Source organism: Sagittula sp. NFXS13 (assembly GCF_040148795.1).
GTDB classification, from domain to species: Bacteria; Pseudomonadota; Alphaproteobacteria; order Rhodobacterales; family Rhodobacteraceae; genus Sagittula; species Sagittula marina.
Genome location: NZ_JAGEMH010000004.1, coordinates 110448 through 128127, shown reverse-complemented (window position 1 = coordinate 128127; position 17680 = coordinate 110448). Strand labels below are relative to the sequence as shown.

13 protein-coding genes are annotated in these 17680 nt (G+C 60.4%); 8 read left to right on the top strand and 5 right to left on the bottom strand.

The window, feature by feature from the left end:
* Window positions 1-48 precede the first annotated feature (48 nt).
* The gene (locus J4E08_RS11385) at window positions 49-1884 is read right to left on the bottom strand and encodes an ABC transporter ATP-binding protein (RefSeq protein WP_349538596.1); all 1836 of its coding nucleotides are present in this window, start codon (window positions 1882-1884) and stop codon (window positions 49-51) included.
* A gap of 373 nt (window positions 1885-2257) precedes the next feature.
* On the opposite strand from J4E08_RS11385, the gene J4E08_RS11380 reads away from it, so the two are divergent.
* From J4E08_RS11380 to J4E08_RS11365, 4 genes are all read left to right on the top strand, one after another.
* A complete protein-coding gene (locus tag J4E08_RS11380; protein ID WP_349538595.1) occupies window positions 2258-3958 on the top strand; it encodes a peptide ABC transporter substrate-binding protein in 1701 nt (566 codons plus the stop codon).
* A 105-nt stretch (window positions 3959-4063) separates the two neighbouring features.
* A complete protein-coding gene (locus tag J4E08_RS11375; RefSeq protein WP_349538594.1) occupies window positions 4064-5089 on the top strand; it encodes an ABC transporter permease in 1026 nt (341 codons plus the stop codon).
* A complete protein-coding gene (locus J4E08_RS11370) occupies window positions 5082-6083 on the top strand; it encodes an ABC transporter permease (protein WP_349538593.1) in 1002 nt (333 codons plus the stop codon). Before J4E08_RS11375 ends, J4E08_RS11370 begins: the two co-directional genes overlap by 8 nt.
* Before the next feature lie 293 nt (window positions 6084-6376).
* Complete coding sequence (locus J4E08_RS11365; protein WP_349538592.1) at window positions 6377-7426, top strand: YeeE/YedE family protein; 1050 nt, start codon at window positions 6377-6379, stop codon at window positions 7424-7426.
* Window positions 7427-7492: 66 nt separating this feature from the next.
* On the opposite strand, the gene J4E08_RS11360 is transcribed toward J4E08_RS11365, so the two are convergent.
* Together J4E08_RS11360 and J4E08_RS11355 are read right to left on the bottom strand one after the other, a co-directional pair.
* Entirely contained in the window at window positions 7493-8797 is a 1305-nt protein-coding gene (locus tag J4E08_RS11360; RefSeq protein WP_349538591.1) for a DUF3422 family protein, read from the bottom strand.
* A 165-nt stretch (window positions 8798-8962) separates the two neighbouring features.
* Window positions 8963-9364, bottom strand: a complete 402-nt coding sequence (locus tag J4E08_RS11355; protein WP_349538590.1) for a DUF6314 family protein — start codon at window positions 9362-9364, stop codon at window positions 8963-8965.
* A 111-nt stretch (window positions 9365-9475) separates the two neighbouring features.
* On the opposite strand from J4E08_RS11355, the gene purB reads away from it, so the two are divergent.
* Window positions 9476-10783, top strand: a complete 1308-nt coding sequence (purB, locus tag J4E08_RS11350) for an adenylosuccinate lyase (RefSeq protein ID WP_349538589.1) — start codon at window positions 9476-9478, stop codon at window positions 10781-10783.
* Between the two features lie 87 nt (window positions 10784-10870).
* Here the strand turns inward: purB and J4E08_RS11345 are convergent, their stop codons facing one another.
* Window positions 10871-11467, bottom strand: coding sequence for a response regulator (locus J4E08_RS11345; RefSeq protein ID WP_349538588.1), 597 nt, complete (start codon window positions 11465-11467; stop codon window positions 10871-10873).
* A gap of 177 nt (window positions 11468-11644) precedes the next feature.
* On the opposite strand from J4E08_RS11345, the gene J4E08_RS11340 reads away from it, so the two are divergent.
* Both J4E08_RS11340 and J4E08_RS11335 read left to right on the top strand, forming a co-directional pair.
* Window positions 11645-12715, top strand: a complete 1071-nt coding sequence (locus J4E08_RS11340; protein WP_502949265.1) for a flagellar motor switch protein FliG — start codon at window positions 11645-11647, stop codon at window positions 12713-12715.
* Window positions 12716-12799: 84 nt separating this feature from the next.
* Window positions 12800-13717, top strand: coding sequence for a lysophospholipid acyltransferase family protein (locus tag J4E08_RS11335; protein ID WP_349538587.1), 918 nt, complete (start codon window positions 12800-12802; stop codon window positions 13715-13717).
* Here J4E08_RS11335 and J4E08_RS11330 read toward each other — a convergent pair.
* Window positions 13714-14424 carry a DUF1223 domain-containing protein gene (locus tag J4E08_RS11330; protein ID WP_349538586.1) on the bottom strand — a complete coding sequence of 237 codons (711 nt, stop codon included), beginning with the start codon at window positions 14422-14424 and terminating at the stop codon, window positions 13714-13716. The two genes, J4E08_RS11335 and J4E08_RS11330, sit on opposite strands and share 4 nt — an antisense overlap.
* Window positions 14425-14647: 223 nt before the next feature.
* Here J4E08_RS11330 and acnA point away from each other — a divergent pair, with 223 nt between their 5' ends.
* Window positions 14648-17437: an aconitate hydratase AcnA gene (acnA, locus tag J4E08_RS11325; protein WP_349538585.1), complete on the top strand. Its 2790-nt coding sequence runs from the start codon at window positions 14648-14650 to the stop codon at window positions 17435-17437.
* Window positions 17438-17680: the final 243 nt, after the last annotated feature.

Below are 17680 nucleotides of genomic sequence, written 5' to 3'. Positions count from 1 at the left end.
ATCAGAGCCGTATCAGGATATCTTCAACCACCGCAAGCAAGACGATCGTCAGTAGCCGCTGTCCGTTTCCAATACGAAGTGGCCGGGACTCACCTCATTATAGACGGAGGGAGCAGGCTCGTATCCCACGGGATGGATAGGTGAAGGGATCGGTTTGAAGTGCAGGTCCTTTTCGGACTTACGCTTCTTTGGATCGGCGATGGGAACCGCCTTCATCAGGGCTTGTGTGTAAGGGTGGCGTGGATCCTCGAACACTGCGCGGCGCGGGCCGATCTCAACAATGCGCCCCAGATACATGACCCCCACGTGGTGCGAGACACGCTCCACCACCGCCATGTCGTGCGAGATAAACACGTAGCCCAAACCCAGATCCGCCTGAAGTTCCATCATCAGGTTCACGACCTGCGCCTGCACCGACACGTCCAAAGCAGACACAGCCTCATCCGCCACAATCAGCTTGGGGTTCAGCGCCAGAGCGCGGGCGATGGCGATCCGCTGGCGCTGACCGCCCGACAATTCGTGCGGATAGCGCTGCATGAAACTGCGCGGCAATTCCACCCGATCGAACAGCATCGCAACGCGATCCTGACGCTCTGATCGGGAGCCAACGCCGTAGTTCGTCAAAGGCTCCGCCACCTGATCAGCCAGTTGAATCTGCGGATTGAGCGAGGCAAAGGGATCCTGAAAGATCATCTGCATCTCACGTCGAGCATTGCGCAGCCCCGATTGTGAAAGCGCCATGACATCCGTGCCATCAAGATCAATCTTGCCGGACAATGGCTCCACCAAGCGCAGCAGCGACCGTCCGGCAGTGGATTTGCCGCAGCCGGATTCGCCCACCAAAGACAGGGTTTGCCCCTTGTTGACAGAGAACGACAGATCCTCCACCGCGTGTACATTGGCGACGGTGCGGCGCATCAGCCCGCCCTTTACAGCGAAGCGCGTCGTCAAGTTCTCGACCTTGAGCAAAACCTCCGTGCTGCCGGGAATAGGCGCAGGAATTCGGCCCTCCTGCCCCACCAGTTTCATGGGTGACGGCAAATCGGTGCCGGTCATCTCGCCCAATTTTGGCACAGCAGCCAGCAACGCTTTGGTGTAGGGATGTTGCGGGCGTTCAAAGATCTCTTCGACGGTGCCTTCCTCGACCTTGTTGCCGCGGAACATGACCACGACGCGGTCGGCCATCTGTGCAACAACGGCCATGTCGTGGGTGATGAACATCACGGCGGTGCCGGTTTCTCGCTTCAGACGATCAATAAGGGCAAGGATTTCGGCCTGAATGGTTACGTCCAAAGCGGTGGTCGGCTCATCCGCAATCAGCAGACGCGGCTTGCAGGCCAGCGCCATGGCGATCACCACGCGCTGCCGCATACCGCCGGACAGCTCGTGCGGGTATTGATCCAACCGCCGCTCGGGTTCGGGGATGCGCACCTGTTGCAACAGCGACAGCGCCTCGGCGCGGGCCTCGGCCTTCGACAGGCCGCGATGCACGCGCAGCCCTTCGGTCAGTTGCCTGCCAACGGTGAACACCGGGTTGAGCGCGGTCATCGGCTCCTGGAAGATCATGCCGATCTCGTTGCCGCGAATGTCACGCATGTTGCGCTGGCTTTGATCGGCAAGGTCCAGCGGCCCGCGATCCCGGCTGTCGAACAAAAGCTTGCCACCCGCAATGGTGCCGCCGCCATATTCGATCAAGCGCATCAAGGCGAGGGAGGAAACAGACTTCCCCGATCCAGATTCTCCGACAACGCAAACCGTCTCTCCGGCGCCAATCTCAAATGAGACGTCCTTCACGCCGGCAACTGTGCCCGCTTTGGTTTGGAATTCGACACGCAGGTTCTCGATGCGGGCAACGGGTTGCGCGGTGGAAGTGTCGTCAAGCATCAGAAGGCTCCCTGTCGTCTGCTTAAAGGCTAGGCGCCCGGGCAGCCGGGTGTAAAGAGGCGTTCTAATCGCGGACGCGCGGACCTGCACGGCTTGGATATACCTTTACCCCTTGAGTCCGCCCACATTTCAGGGCTGCGACGGGTCGCAAGATCAGCGTCATGCTTCTGACCACAAGGTCAAAAACATTCACGTCTCTCCCTCCGAATGCTTGCATTTTGAGCGCCCGCGGGCTTCGATGAGTGATGTATGGGGATGTCTATCGCGACAGACAGCATTTTGCGGGTTGCCAGATCAACGATGTCCGTTTCAGCGTTCCCTTACAAACAACGCGGGCTGGATCAACACGGCCCCGATCAACATGGAGAGATGCATGACCCTCAAGTCCCTGATGCTGGGTGCGGTGGCCAGCGCCGCGCTTGCGCCCGCTGCTTTCGCAGAACGCGGTGCCGACGGCGAAGTCAAGATTATATACTGGCAGGCCCCTTCAATCCTGAATCCGTTCCTGTCGGGCGGCACCAAAGATACGGAATCCTCTTCGTTGATCGTGGAACCCTTGGCGCGCTTCAACGAAGCTGGCGATCTGGTGCCGTGGCTCGTCGATGAAATTCCCACCGTCGAAAACGGTGGCATCACCGAGGATCTCACCCAGATCACATGGAAGATCACGCCCGGTCTGAAATGGTCCGATGGCAGCGATTTCACCTCCGAAGACGTGAAATTCACCTACGAATATTGCACCCACCCCGAGGGCGGCTGCGCTCAGCTGACCAAGTTCGAGCCAGTGGCCTCGGTCGAGACACCCGACGATCTGACCGTTGTCGTGACGTTCAACGAGCCGACGCCCTATCCGTTCACGGCATTTGTCGGCGGCGAAAGCCCGATCCTGCAAAAAGCGCAGTTTGAACAGTGTCTTGGCGCGGCGGCCTCCACCTGCACGGAGCAGAACTTCAACCCGATCGGCACCGGCCCTTTCGTCGTGGACGAGTTCAAGCCCAACGACGTGATCACGCTTTCCGCCAACCCGAATTACCGCGATCCGGCAAAACCCGCGTTTGCCAAGGTGACCTTCAAGGGCGGCGGCGATGCAGAGGGCGCGGGCCGAGCAGTGATGCAGACCGGCGAGTACGACTATGCATGGAACCTACAGCTTGCTCCCGATGTGATCGCTGAGATGGAAGCCGGTGGTCAAGGCAAACCCGTGGCAGGCTTTGGCCCGCTTATGGAACGCATCATGATCAACAACACCAATCCCGATCCGGCGCTTGGCCCGGACGAGCGATCAGTGATTCGTCCGCATCCCTTCCTGAGCGATCCGGCGGTCTACAAAGCGATGTCAATGGCCATCGACCGCCCGCTTCTGGTCGAAGTGGGCTACGGCCAAGCGGGTAAAGTGACCTGTTCCTGGGTGCCCGCGCCTGAGGCCTTTGCCTATCAGAACGAAGACTGCGGAACGCAGGACATCGAAGGCGCGAAGGCCATGCTCGATGACGCCGGCATCGTCGACACCGATGGCGATGGCGTGCGTGAAAAGGACGGCGTGCCGCTGAGCATCCTCTACCAGACCTCCACCAACGCCGTGCGTCAGGATTTCCAGGCGCTGATCAAGGATTGGTGGGAGCAGATCGGCATGGAAGTCGAACTGCGCAACGTCGACGGCTCTGTCTTCTTTGGCGGTGACGCAGGCAGCCCCGACACCTTCCAGAAGTTCTATGCCGACGTCGAGATGTACGCCAACACGTTCAATGGCACTGACCCTCAAGCCTACCTGGGCCACGGTCTGTGCGACACGGCTCCGCGCCCTGATACTCAGTGGCAGGGAGAGAACATCTCGCGCTTCTGCGATGAGGAATACGACGCGCTTCACACGGAGCTGACCAAGACCGCCGACCTAGCAAAGCGTCAAGAGATTGGCCGCAAGCTGAGCCAGATCGCCTACGAGCGCGGCGGGTTGATCCCGCTGGTCCACCGTGGTCGCCTCTCGGCACATTCCAACACCCTCGGGGGCGTGATCCTGAACGTCTGGGATTCCGAGCTGTGGAACGTTGCGGACTGGTATCGCATCAAGGAGTGACCGGGCAGGTCGGGGTTGATCCCGACCTAACCCACTCTCGGCGGTGGCGGATTGAGATCCGCCATCTTCCCCAATGAAACGACCACAACAGGGCAGACGCGCGCTATGCTCACCTACGCCACGCGACGGACGATCCTTGCGATCCCGACGCTGCTCTTCATCAGCTTCGTCATCTTCATGTTGCTGCAACTCGCCCCCGGCGATCCCATGGCGCAGGTTCCCCTGACCGTGCCGCCTGACGTCAAACAAAAGATGCGCGAGGCTCTGGGTCTCGGCGCGCCGCCCTTGGTGCAATACTGGAAATGGCTGGTGCAGGTCTTTTGGATCGAGCCGCAGGTCCTTATCGACTGGATCTTTGGCACCTCACTGGCAGAGGGCAAGCTGCGCGTGATCTCATGGCAGACGCGGTCCCCGGTGATGGACATCATCCTTCAGCGCATCCCGCAGACGCTTTGGGTCGTCGGCGTCGCCTATGTCGTGGCGATCCTCATCGCGCTGCCCATCGGCGTGTATTCCGCCTACCGGCAGTATTCGGTCTTTGATCAGGCCGGGACCTTCGTCACCATGATTGGCTTTTCAATCCCGCCGTTTTTCACCGGGCCTTTGCTGATCGTGATCTTCTCCGTGATTTCGCTGGAGACATGGTGGCTGCCGGTGCTGCCCTCGATTTATGACACCACGCACGTGGTGAAAGACTGGCAATCGTTCGGGTTTCAGGTCAAGCAAATGACAATGCCCGTGATGGTTCTGGCCTTTCAGATCACCGCACAGCTGTCGCGCTACATGCGCGCCTCCATGCTGGACAATCTGGGGCAGGACTACGTCCGCACCGCCCGCGCCAAGGGCCTGTCAGAGGCCGTGGTCGTCAATGTCCACGTGCTGCGCAACTCGATGATCCCAGTCATCACAGTGATCGCGCTGGGAATTCCCGCGATTTTTGGCGGTGCGATTATCACTGAAACCGTGTTCAAGGTGAATGGCATCGGGCAGCTTCTTCTGACCGCCCTGTTCGCCAATGACCTGCCGATGGTCATGACGCTGACCTTTATCTTTGCCGTGCTGATCGTGGTTTTCAACCTGATCGCAGATATACTGTACGGCCTGCTCGACCCGAGGATCCGCTATGACTGACAGCCCTCAGGACGACCTCATCCTGGCCGCTTCCTCGCCTCAGGCCATTGGCGCGCTGACCGACGATGGGCCGATCGCGCCGCCCACCTCGCGCGGGCGCGACATCTGGAGCCAGTTTCGCAAGCACAAGGGGGCCATGCTGGGCCTTGGCTTTCTGTCCTTCATCACGCTGGCCGTGCTTGTCGGTCCCTACATTTATACAGTGGATCCGCAAAAGCTCGACATTCGTGCAAAGGATTTTCGCCCGATCTACACCGCGCTCTGGGACAGCTCGGCCAAGGTTGGCTGGAACAAGCCACTGGGCTCTGACCAGTTGGGCCGGGACAACCTTGCGCAGATGTTGGCGGGAGGGCGCGCCTCCATGGCCGTGGGCTGGGCGGCCATGCTCCTGTCGGTGTTGATTGGCACCGCAGTGGGTGTTCTGGCAGGCTTCTTCAAGCAGCTGGACGGTGTGCTGATGCGCCTGACGGACCTGTTTTTGGCGCTGCCGATCCTGCCACTGTTGTTGCTGGCGGTGACACTGTTCCGCCAGCCCCTGCGCGCCGGGTTCGGGCCTGAGGGGGGGATGTTCATCCTGATCGTGTCCATCGTGGCGATCACCTCGTGGATGCCGACGGCGCGCATCGTGCGCGGAGACGTTCTGGCCATCAAGGAGCGCGAGTTCGTGCTCGCGGCCCGGTCCATCGGCTCGACACCCGGCAAGCTGATCCGGAGGCATATCCTGCCAAACGTGCTCTCCCCCATCCTCGTGTCGGCCGCGCTGGGTCTGGCTACAGCGATCATCACTGAATCGGCGCTGAGCTTCCTTGGCGTGGGCTTCCCGTCAGACTTTCCCACTTGGGGCAAAATGCTGGCCGACGCAGTGCAACGGATGGAGCGTTTCCCCGAGCGGGTCATGCTGCCAGGCATCGCCATTTCGTTGACGGTGCTGTCGGTGAACTATCTCGGTGATGGCTTGCGGGATGCGCTCGATCCGCGCATTCGCGGACGCTGATCCCAAAGCCCGCCGCCGCGACCGCCATGTGCGGCGGCGGGCACTCGTTGCACTGGATACGCAACGCACCCGCGTTCCAGACAGCCGTGTCAAAAAAGAACAAGCGACCCGCGCTGACCGATTTCGCTGAAACGTCGCGCCTTTTCCCCTCCGCACAGTACGGGAGCGTCTCGCTGCGACCGCTGGCTATGGAACAATGTCCCATGCAGGCCTGCTGTTCAGGCGGCGCCAGACATTGATTACGGAGGCCAATTGCGCCAATTAGCAAAATCGGTCCAACCGGAGGCACCCTCATGTACGAATCCCTCGGCTTTGAAAACCTCACCGCCCCTCAGGCGGCGGTCTATTTCGCTGCGCTCGTTGGCCTGGCCTTCGGCATTCTTGCGGAACGTACGAAGTTCTGTTTTCGCCGCGCGCTTGTGGGCGAGGACCGCCGGGCCGCCTCTGGCGTCTGGTTCGCCGCCCTCGCCGCCGCATTGATCGGCACACAGGCGGCCGTGGCCTTGGGCTATATCAGTTTCGCAGATCACCGTTTCCTTGCGCCAGATCTGCCGTGGGTCGCTGTTCTGGTCGGTGGCCTGCTGTTCGGCGCTGGCATGGTCTTGACCCGTGGCTGTGCCTCTCGCCTGACGGTGTTGACCGCGACCGGCAACCTGCGTGGTTTGACGGTGCTGGTTGTCTTCGCCATCACCGCCCACGCGCTGCTCAAAGGCGTCGCTGCGCCGATCCGCACCACGCTCGGCTCCTTCACCGTTCCGCTGGGGGACAGCACATCCCTCGCCGCCCTGCCGGGTGGCGCGCCAGTCTGGACCGCCCTGCTGGCGATCGCGTCGCTGCTGATCGTGGCCCGCTCCGGCGCGCGCCCCGTGACCCTCATCGGTGCAGCGCTGCTGGGCCTGCTGGTGCCCATCGCGTGGGTCGGCACAGGTTTCATCCTCTTTGATGACTTTGATCCGGTCGCAATGGAGAGCCTCGCCTTCACCTCCACATGGTCGGACACGCTGTTCTGGTTCATTGCCGCAACGTCGATCCCGGCGGGGTTCGGAACAGGCATGATCGGTGGCGTACTGGTGGGCGGCTTCCTGTCCGCTGCTCTGGGCCGCCGTCTGGCGTGGCAGAGTTTTTCTTCCCCACGCGAAACAGGGCGCTATCTGACCGGCGCCGTGTTGATGGGAGCTGGCGGCGTGCTGGCGGGCGGATGCACCGTGGGTGCGGGTCTGTCGGGTGTCCCGACCCTTGGTCTGTCGGCCCTGCTGGCCATCGCCGCCATCGCAGCTGGCGCTGTGGTCACACATGCGGCACTGAACCGCGCCCCATCGGGTGCGTTACAGCCGGCCGAGTAAGCGAACCGCATTCACAAGGATAAAAGACGGGGGCCAACGGCCCCCGTCTTTATATTCAATAGCCGTTCAAAGATCCGGCCCACCATCTTTGCCATGATGCTTGATGCGCTGGATCACCAGCCAGACCGCGAAGACCACCGGCAGAGCAATGATCGCGGTCAATGTTCCCTTTGACACCCCGAACAGGTCGGTCAGCGGGTACAGAACATAGCCCACCAAAGACACGGCGTAATAGCTGATCGCCACCACGGAAAGACCCTCCACCGTGTGTTGCAATCGCAACTGCAGCTCTGCGCGGCGGTCCATGCTCTTGAGCAACTGCTGGTTCTGGGCAGACCGCCCAACCTCCACCCTGGTGCGCAGCAAATCCGCAGCGCGGGTGGCGCGTTCGGTCATGCTTTCCAAACGACGGGCAGAGGATTTCACCGTCCGCATTGCGGGATCATAGCGCCGCATCATGAACTCCGAAAACGTTTGCCGGCCTTGGAAACGTTCCTCCCGCAGCACCGCAATGCGCTGCATGACAATGGCTTCATAGGCCTCCGTCGCACCAAGGCGAAAGGACACCTTTGCCGATATATTCTCCAGCTCCGCCGACGCCGAGAGCAACGCTTTCAAAGTCGCCTCTTCGTGGCCCTCACTCTCGCCCTCGGTCATGACCTGCATCAGGCGTGTGAGCTGCATGTCGATTTCGCCCATGCGCGGACCAATTTCGCGCATCCGGGTAAAGCCGAGCATCGACATCGCCTTGTAGGTCTCGATCTCGCACAGCCGTTGCACAATGCGCCCGATACGGCGCGAGCCGACGTCGGATTTGGCGAAGACCGCAAAGCGTTGATGCCCGTTTGTATCGATCCGGAAATCTCCGGCAATCACCGCCTCGTTGTCGATCACATCGGACACGGCGATGCTTTCGGGAACCATCCAGTCCTCAAGCCGCTTGCGGATTTCCTCATCCTCGATGCGTCGTTCGACCCGGATCATCGCAGATGTCACGCGCACGCCAGGGGCGCGCACCAGCCATTCCTCTGGAAAAACTTCAAAATCCGCCGGATCGTAGGGCCGCTCCCCCAGGCCCGGCAGAAAGATCGTGTACGTCACGAATTCGGTATGCTGTTCCCACTTCAGAGTGTTCTGTCCGATGCGCGCACTAAAGTGCGTCGCGCCGGGCTGCGGGTGAGCTGCGTCGTAGCGATCGAGCAACTCCTTCAGATGCTGCAGATCGAGTTCCCGATCCCGTGTAGCCGCATCTTTGGGCTGCTTAACGGCCAGATAGACCGCCCGGCAGGGGGACGTCAGAGAGGGGAACGGCCGCGCATGCAGCTCATTGGCCAGCTTGTAGCGCAGCTGGTGATCCTGGATCGGCGACATCGTTGGCCAGCCTCCCGTGGTCAGTGACACAGCTCTTCAATGCCGCAATGCCGCAGCAAGGTAAAGTCGTTTAAACATAGTTTTCAAAGCCTTAGCGGAATGCAACGGTATACTTGCGACCGGCAAACGGCACCCCCCGTCGCAAAAGCCTGTCAAAACATAATGTTACCCTGCGTCTGGGGTGTAGCAACTGATCATTGTATAATCCTTGCGCGGCCCACGCACCCGCCATTCAGCCCGCCACCGCGGCCAATCGGCGAACTCATAAGTCACATCATATTGGTCAGGATCACACCAATGGCTCGCACGTCCGCCACTTTGCGGCACCGTGTGAAAGAAGCGACCGTCTTCGAAATAGACCTCCAGCCCGTCCGTCCAGCGATAGCGCCGCTCGGCGTTGAACCGCGCCGTTCCCATCTCCAGAACACCGGTTTCGACATAGTCGGCGCCGCTTTCGCCAAGCGTCCAAACAGCCGTCCCAGCGAACCTGGCCTGCGTGCCATCGCTGTGCGCGATCTCGCGGGCAATCTGCCAGCGCCCCAGAAAATCCGTCAAGTTTCGTGTCATCTGCCTCGCCTAGCATTGCGCCAAATGACGCGCCAGCCCGCCCAGCCCTTGAGGACAGCGGCTCAGCCCCGTAAACGGCCCGCAACCGTACACGCGCAGGAGGCCCCGCCGATGATTCCCCGTTACTCTCGCCCCGACATGGTCGCCATCTGGTCGCCCGAGACCAAGTTCAAGATCTGGTACGAGATCGAGGCCCACGCCTGCGACGCCATGGCAAAGCTGGGTGTGATCCCGCAGGAAAACGCTGACGCCGTGTGGAAGGCCAAGGACGTGGACTTCGACGTCGCCCGCATCGACGAGATCGAAGCCGTGACAAAGCATGACGTCATCGCCTTCCTCACCCACCTCGCGGAACATGTCGGCTCGGACGAGGCGCGTTTCGTCCATCAGGGCATGACCTCTTCGGATGTCCTGGACACCTGCTTCAATGTGCAGCTGGTGCGCGCCGCGGACATCCTGATCGCCGATATCGAAGGGCTGCTTGCCGCCCTGAAAAAGCGAGCCTACGAGCACAAGGATACCATCCGTATCGGGCGCTCGCACGGCATCCACGCCGAGCCGACCACGATGGGGCTCACCTTTGCACGGTTCTATGCTGAAATGGACCGCAACCTGTCCCGGATGCGCGATGCGCGCGCTGAAGTCGCCACAGGCGCCATTTCCGGCGCGGTCGGCACGTTCGCCAACATCGACCCGGCGGTCGAAGAGCATGTCTGCGATCAGCTTGGTCTCGTGCCGGAACCGATTTCCACGCAGGTTATTCCGCGCGACCGTCACGCGGCGTTCTTTGCCACGATGGGTGTCATTGCGTCGTCAATCGAGAACATCGCCATTGAAATCCGCCACATGCAGCGCACCGAGGTTCTGGAAGCGGCAGAGTTCTTTTCCATGGGGCAAAAGGGCTCTTCGGCAATGCCGCACAAGAAGAACCCGGTGCTTACCGAAAACCTGACCGGCCTCGCGCGTCTTGTGCGCATGGCGGTCATCCCGGCGATGGAGAACGTGGCGCTGTGGCACGAGCGCGACATTTCGCACTCCTCTGTTGAGCGCAACATTGGTCCCGACACCACCATCACGCTGGATTTCGCGCTCGCGCGCATGACATCGGTGATCGAAAACCTGCTGGTCTACCCGCAGAACATGTTCGACAACATGAACAAGTTCCCCGGTCTGGTCATGTCGCAGCGCGTGCTGCTGGCGCTGACGCAGGCCGGTGTGTCGCGTGAAGATTCCTATCGTCTGGTGCAGCGCAACGCGATGAAAGTGTGGGATCATCGCACGGACTTCCGCGAAGAGCTGCTGGCCGATGAAGAGGTCCGCGCGGCCCTCTCCGAAGAAGAGATCAACGAGAAGTTTGACCTTGGCTACCACACCAAACACGTCGACACGATTTTTGCCCGCGTGTTCCACGAGAACTGATCTCGGGTTAATGCCTTGAATTGACGCCGCCCTTCTATGAAGGGCGGCGTTTTTCGTCCGCGCTACGGGGTGCTCTTCCGGCCGTCACTAAGTGCGGCGCTCCACAACTTCAGAGAAGGCCAGCAGCATCTCCTCCAGACTATCAAGGTCGCTCATTGCGGCACTGGGGATACTACGGCGTGACGTGCTGCGTGCGCGGCGCAATGTGCGAAGCATCCGCGACACAGCGCCGGACAGATTTTCCTGCGCGGCTGCGTTCACCTCTGCAACCCAAGTGGGCGGTTGTTCGCGATCAGCCGCCTTACCCTCTGCCAGGAAGCCATCGATCAAGGACCACAGGGCTTGCGGCGTCAGGTCATCCTTTGACATGGCCAGTACATCCGGGTCCAGCAATCGCGGGTCGGCATTCGTCACCACACAGACCAGCGTATCGGACAGCCGCTCATCCTCCTTTAGATCACGGGCGAAACTTGCGCCCTGCCCGTCCGGAAGGCGGTGGTCGAGCAGGATCATATCCGGCGCACGACGTGTCAGAAAGGCCCGCGCGCCCGCAAGGCAATCCACCTCAAACAGCTCAAGGTCGGGGCGATCGCGCCCGAGGCAGCGCCGCAACATACACCTGTCAAAGGAATTGTCGTCCACGACCAGGCAAGTGCCTGGCCCTTGCCGCTCCAACCAAGCCATGCCAGCCTTATCCCCGATATTTACGCACCCACCATCTTTAAACTGGGCGGCAAGCGTGAAGACGACCCTAACGCCTGGCGTCGCAAATACCTCGCATTCTAGGCAAATTTAGGTGGCCTCCCCCCTGTCTTCTTTAAGAGCCGGGCAACCTTGTCCGTCTACCAAGGGCAGCATCAGATGTCCGGAGACCACTTCATGTCGAACATGGCTCTCGCCGCCCTTCCCGGTCCATTCACGGCCGGAAAACTCCCGCTTTCGCGCAAGGCGAAGGCCGCCATCATCGTACAGTTCCTCCTGAACGAGGACTCCGATGTTCCGCTCGCCGCTCTGCCCGACGAGTTGCAGGAGGAGCTTACCCTTCTGCTGGGCAATATGCGCTACATCGACCGAGAAACGCTCAATCAGGTGATAAATGAGTTTGCCGATGAGCTGGAATCAGTTGGGCTTTCTTTCCCCGGTGATATGGCTGGCGCCTTGACGGCGCTGGATGGGCGCATCAATCCAAGAACGGCATCGCGGCTGCGCAAGGAAGCCGGGGTTCGCCAGACAGGCGATCCGTGGGACCGTATCAACGCCCTGCCGCCGGAGCGGCTGGAGCAGCTTGTGTTGTCCGAAAGCACAGAGGTTGCTGCCGTCATGATGTCCAAAATCGACGTGGGCAAGGCTGCCTTGGTCCTGGGCAAGCTGCCCGGCGACAAGGCGCGGCGGATCTCTTACGCTGTGTCCATGACCACAGGTGTCACACCCGATGCAGTGGATCGCATCGGCTTGAGCCTTGCGGCGCAGATCGACCAGGAGCCTGAAAAGGCTTTCGTCAAACGGCCCGATGAACGGCTTGGCGCGATTCTCAACTATTCCAACGCTGCGATACGCGACGAATTGCTTCAACAACTTGAACAAGAAGATGAGGAGTTCGCCTCCGCCGTGCGAAAAGCGATCTTTACCTTCGCAAACATCCCCGAGCGCCTAAATGCGATCGATGTTCCAAAGATATCACGCGACGTGCCGCCGGATGTCCTGGCCACGGCAATCGCCGCAGCGGAAACCCCTGAGGATCAGGCGACAGCCGACTTCCTGCTCGGCAACATGTCCAAGCGCCTGGCCGAGAGCATCCGCGAAGAAGCCTCGGGGAAAGGTACGGTCAAACCCAAAGTCGGCGAAAAAGCGATGAACGCTGTCGTCTCAGCCATTCGCGAACTCGTGGGCGTGGGTGAAATCGAACTGCTCGACCCCGACTCAGATGAGTAAACCGCGCGGGGGCGCTCCTGTGCCCCTTGCCGCCCCTTTTCTGCGCGCGTAGAACCGGCCCGACCACACAAGCGGACCAACGCCTTGGCAGATCAATCATCTTCCCCTTCCAACAAGGAGCGTTTTGCCAATGCGGCGCTTAACGCATACATCGGTGCAACCGGCCTGCTGCCCGTCCGCCAAAGGCTTTCTCTGACGGGATGGTTGGTGCGCCATGTGGCGGCGCACGCATTGGGCTGGTATGATCGAGTCGATGAGAACCTCAACTTCGTTTGGCCTGAGCTGACCGAGGAACGCAAAAAGGCCATCGCCAGCAAATCAATCGACAATCTCGCCCGCGCCTTGATCGAAAATTACGATCCGGAGGAGATGCTGCAGCGCGGAGCGGACTATCCGCTCAGCGGCCCCGGTGTGCCCATTCTAAAAGAGGCGCGTGAAAACCGACGCCCCGTCTTGTTGATCACCGGTCATTACGGCAGCCCGATTTGCGCACGCGCCGCGTTGGTTGCGCGCGGCTACACGGTTGCCGGCCTGCTGCGTCCCATGTCCAACGCGCCGATGAACGCGCGTTACATCCGCAACTATCGAGACGTTGGTGAGCCCGTCTTTGAGCAGGGGCGACGCGGAACGATGGGGCTTATCAAACATGTACGCGAAGGTGGGATGGCTGCCATGGCCTTCGATGTGTTTGAATCCTCGGGCGCGATGATCGACTTTCTGGGCCAACCGGCACCGACGGCGACCTCGCCCGCAGACATTGCACTCAAAACCGGAGCGCTGCTAATCCCTTATTTCGGCATTCGGCGCGAGGACCGCTATGGCTTTGACGCAGTGATAGAGGACCCCGTGCCACATACCGATCCCGTCACAATGATGACAGAGGTCACAAAGCGGCTAGAGGCGCGTATCGAAGCGGACCCCGGCCAATGGATGTGGACGCATCGACGCTGGAAGCCAAAGCGCATGGCAAAGCGTCGCGCCAAGGCAATGAAGCAACCTTAACGCAGGCGCGCAGCCGCGATGATTGGCCCATGCCGCGGGGATTGAAGCAGCACGACGACGGGCATATCACCGGGCACCGGAACTTCGGCTTCGAAGGTTCCCGTGCCGTCCCACCGCGCGGCCACATCCCAATCACGCACAATATGTGTATAATTGACTGTTTTTCCGGCATTCTCGCCGCGGCCTATCATGACCTCTTCGGCCGGATCGTACCGCACGACATGCACGTCGCAAGGGCGAACCTGTCCGTCACTGACGGCCCGAATACGCACCATGTCCCCAATGCGTTCCAAGGTGACATGCGCCTTGGGCGCGGCATCCTCGTGTGCTGCAATCAATGCCGAAACGGCCCCCGGACGTGACCCGACCACGTCTTCCATCCCGTTCACAACAATCTGCGGTGTGTAGATCATTTTCCACCCACCGGCCCGGGCATAGCCCCTTTGGCGCTTGGTGAACTTCGGCGATGCGAACCGGTCTTTCCAGCCGATATAATCCCAGTAATCAACGTGAAGCGCCAAGGCGATCACGTCATCGCGGGTGCCGATTTCTTCGAGCAGCGCATCCGCTGGCGGGCAGCTTGAACAGCCTTGCGAGGTGAACAATTCAACCACCACAGGGTTGTCGTCTTCGGCATGGGCGATGCCTGCCGGTAATCCGGCCAGCCCCATCCAGACAGCGGCCCCCAGTGTCAGAACTCTGTTCATCGCATCGCATCCCGCTCTTGCCCCGTCTTCAAACTGTTTATCTCCTGATATGTGATGAAACCAATCAATCATTTGCGAGAGCCTGTGACAAACCGGCTTTGGAAACGATATGAAAAATTGTGTACAACGGCATACAAAACGACGCAGCCCTCTTGAGTTGAACGCTGCCATGCGGCATTAGAGGTGCAAGACACCTAAATCCGTCCACCATCGGAGGCATCCAATGACCATTCAAGTCGGCAACGACAGCGCAAAGACGCGCAAGACGCTCGAAGCAGGCGGCCAAACCGTCGCCTATTACTCGATCCCCGCAGCAGAAGCCGCTGGCCTTGGCGATTTCTCCAAACTGCCCGCCGCCCTCAAGGTTGTGCTGGAGAACATGCTACGCTTCGAAGACGGTAAAACAGTGACACAGGACGACATCAAGGCGTTCTCTGACTGGGCAACCAATGGCGGCAAAGGCGACCGCGAGCTGGCCTACCGCCCTGCCCGCGTGTTGATGCAGGACTTCACCGGCGTTCCCGCCGTGGTTGACCTGGCCGCGATGCGCGACGGCATCAAAGCGCTCGGTGGCGACGCACAAAAGATCAACCCGCTGAACCCCGTGGATCTGGTCATCGACCACTCCGTGATGATCGACGAATTCGGCAATCCCCGCGCGTTCCAGATGAACGTCGACCGTGAATACGAGCGCAACATGGAGCGCTACGAGTTCCTCAAGTGGGGCCAGACCGCGTTCAACAACTTCCGCGTTGTGCCTCCGGGCACGGGCATCTGCCACCAGGTGAACCTGGAATATCTCGCGCAAACCGTCTGGACCGACACCGACCAGAATGGCGAAATGGTTGCCTACCCTGACACGCTTGTCGGCACTGACAGCCACACGACCATGGTCAACGGCGCAGCCGTTCTGGGCTGGGGCGTCGGCGGGATCGAAGCCGAAGCCGCCATGCTGGGACAGCCGATCTCCATGCTGATCCCCGAAGTCGTCGGCTTCAAACTGACCGGCGAAATGGTCGAAGGCACAACCGGAACCGACCTTGTCCTCAAGGTCGTCGAAATGCTGCGCGAGCACGGCGTTGTGTCCAAGTTCGTCGAATTCTACGGCGACGGCCTCGACAACCTGCCGCTGGCACAGCGGGCCACCATCGCGAACATGGCGCCGGAATACGGTGCAACCTGTGGTTTCTTCCCGATCGACGACGAGACGCTGCGCTACATGCACGTGTCCGGTCGTGAAGAGGACCGCATCGCACTGGTCGAAGCCTACGCCAAGGAAAACGGTTTCTGGCGCGGCGCGGACTACGATCCGATCTACTCCTCGACCCTCGAACTGGACATGGGCACCATCGTGCCCGCGATCTCCGGTCCGAAACGTCCGCAGGATTACATCGCGCTGGACAAGGCCGCGCCTGCTTTCGCTGAGTACATCAAAGGTGTCCGCAGCGGCGAAGACGCCTCTGCCGCGCAGGAGGTCACCTGGGAAGGTGAAGGCGGCCAGCCCGAACCGCGCGACATCCCCGGCGACGAAGGCAGCCACAAGCGCGGCTATGTGGAAACCGCTGACGGCAACTACCAGCTGCACGACGGCTCAATCGTGATCGCCTCGATCACGTCGTGCACCAACACCTCCAACCCCTACGTCATGATCGGCGCGGGCTTGGTGGCGAAGAAAGCGCACGAGCTGGGCCTGAACCGCAAACCTTGGGTGAAAACCTCGCTCGCACCGGGATCGCAGGTCGTGTCCGAGTATCTTGAGGCCGCTGGCCTGCAGGAGCACCTCGACGCCATCGGCTTTAACCTTGTGGGCTATGGCTGCACGACCTGTATCGGCAACTCCGGTCCGCTCGACGCCCCTATTTCCAAGGCAATCAACCAGTATGATCTGGTTGCGACCTCGGTTCTTTCGGGCAACCGCAACTTCGAAGGTCGTATTTCGCCTGACGTGCGCGCGAACTACTTGGCATCCCCGCCGCTGGTGGTGGCCTATTCGCTGGTCGGTGACATGAACGTCGACATCACCAAAGATGCGCTAGGTCAGGACAAAGACGGCAATGACGTCTACCTGAAAGACATCTGGCCTTCGAACGCCGAGATTGCAGCGCTGGTCGAAAAAACCGTTACGCGCGAAAGCTTCCAAGAGAAGTACGCCGACGTCTTCAAGGGCGACGAAAAATGGCAGGGCGTCGAAGTCAACGGCGGCGAAACCTACGACTGGCCAGCTGCTTCGACCTACGTTCAGAACCCGCCCTACTTCCAGGACATGGGCAAAGAGCCGGGCACCATCTCCAACATCGACGGCGCGCGTGTTCTGGCGATCCTGGGCGATATGGTCACAACCGACCACATCTCCCCCGCTGGCTCCTTCAAGGAAAGCACGCCTGCCGGTCAGTACCTGACAGAGCGTCAGGTGCCGGTGCGTGAGTTCAACTCCTACGGCTCTCGTCGTGGCAACCACGAAGTCATGATGCGGGGCACCTTCGCTAACATCCGCATCAAGAACGAGATGTTGAACGGCGTCGAAGGCGGCTACACCAAGGGCCCTGATGGCAAAGAGACCTCCATCTACGATGCTGCGATGGCCTATCAGGACCAAGGCACTCCCTTGGTTATCTTTGGCGGTGAACAGTACGGCGCGGGCTCCTCGCGTGACTGGGCGGCCAAAGGCACGGCGCTGCTTGGCGTCAAAGCGGTCGTGGCGGAGAGCTTTGAGCGGATCCACCGCTCCAACCTAGTTGGTATGGGCGTTATCCCGTTCGAATTCACCGGCGGCGACACCCGTAAATCGCTGGGCCTGAAAGGTGACGAAACCATCGACATCAAAGGTCTGGACGATGTGAAGCCAGGTCAGGAAACGCCTTGCACCATCACTTTTGCGGATGGCTCCACCAAGGAGATCACCCTGAAGTGCCGGATCGATACCGCCATCGAGGTGGAATACATCGAGCACGGTGGCGTTCTGCACTACGTCCTGCGCAATCTTGCCAAGGATGCGCCCGTCGCAGCGGAATAAAACACAGCGGCGGTTAACCCTGCCGAAACATTGCACTGAAAGCGCCCCTTCACGGGGCGCTTTTTTCTTGGCGTCTGTTTTGACGCTGGAACGGTCCGCGCCTTCGCCCCTCTTTTCAGTGCGGACCAAAGACGTTGGATCACGGCAGCCAGCAGAGAGTTGTTGCGCTGCCCGATCAGGCAATCGGTCTGGTTATCCTGACCTGCGCAAAGATAGCGGGATGCCCTAGGGTAACCTCATTAA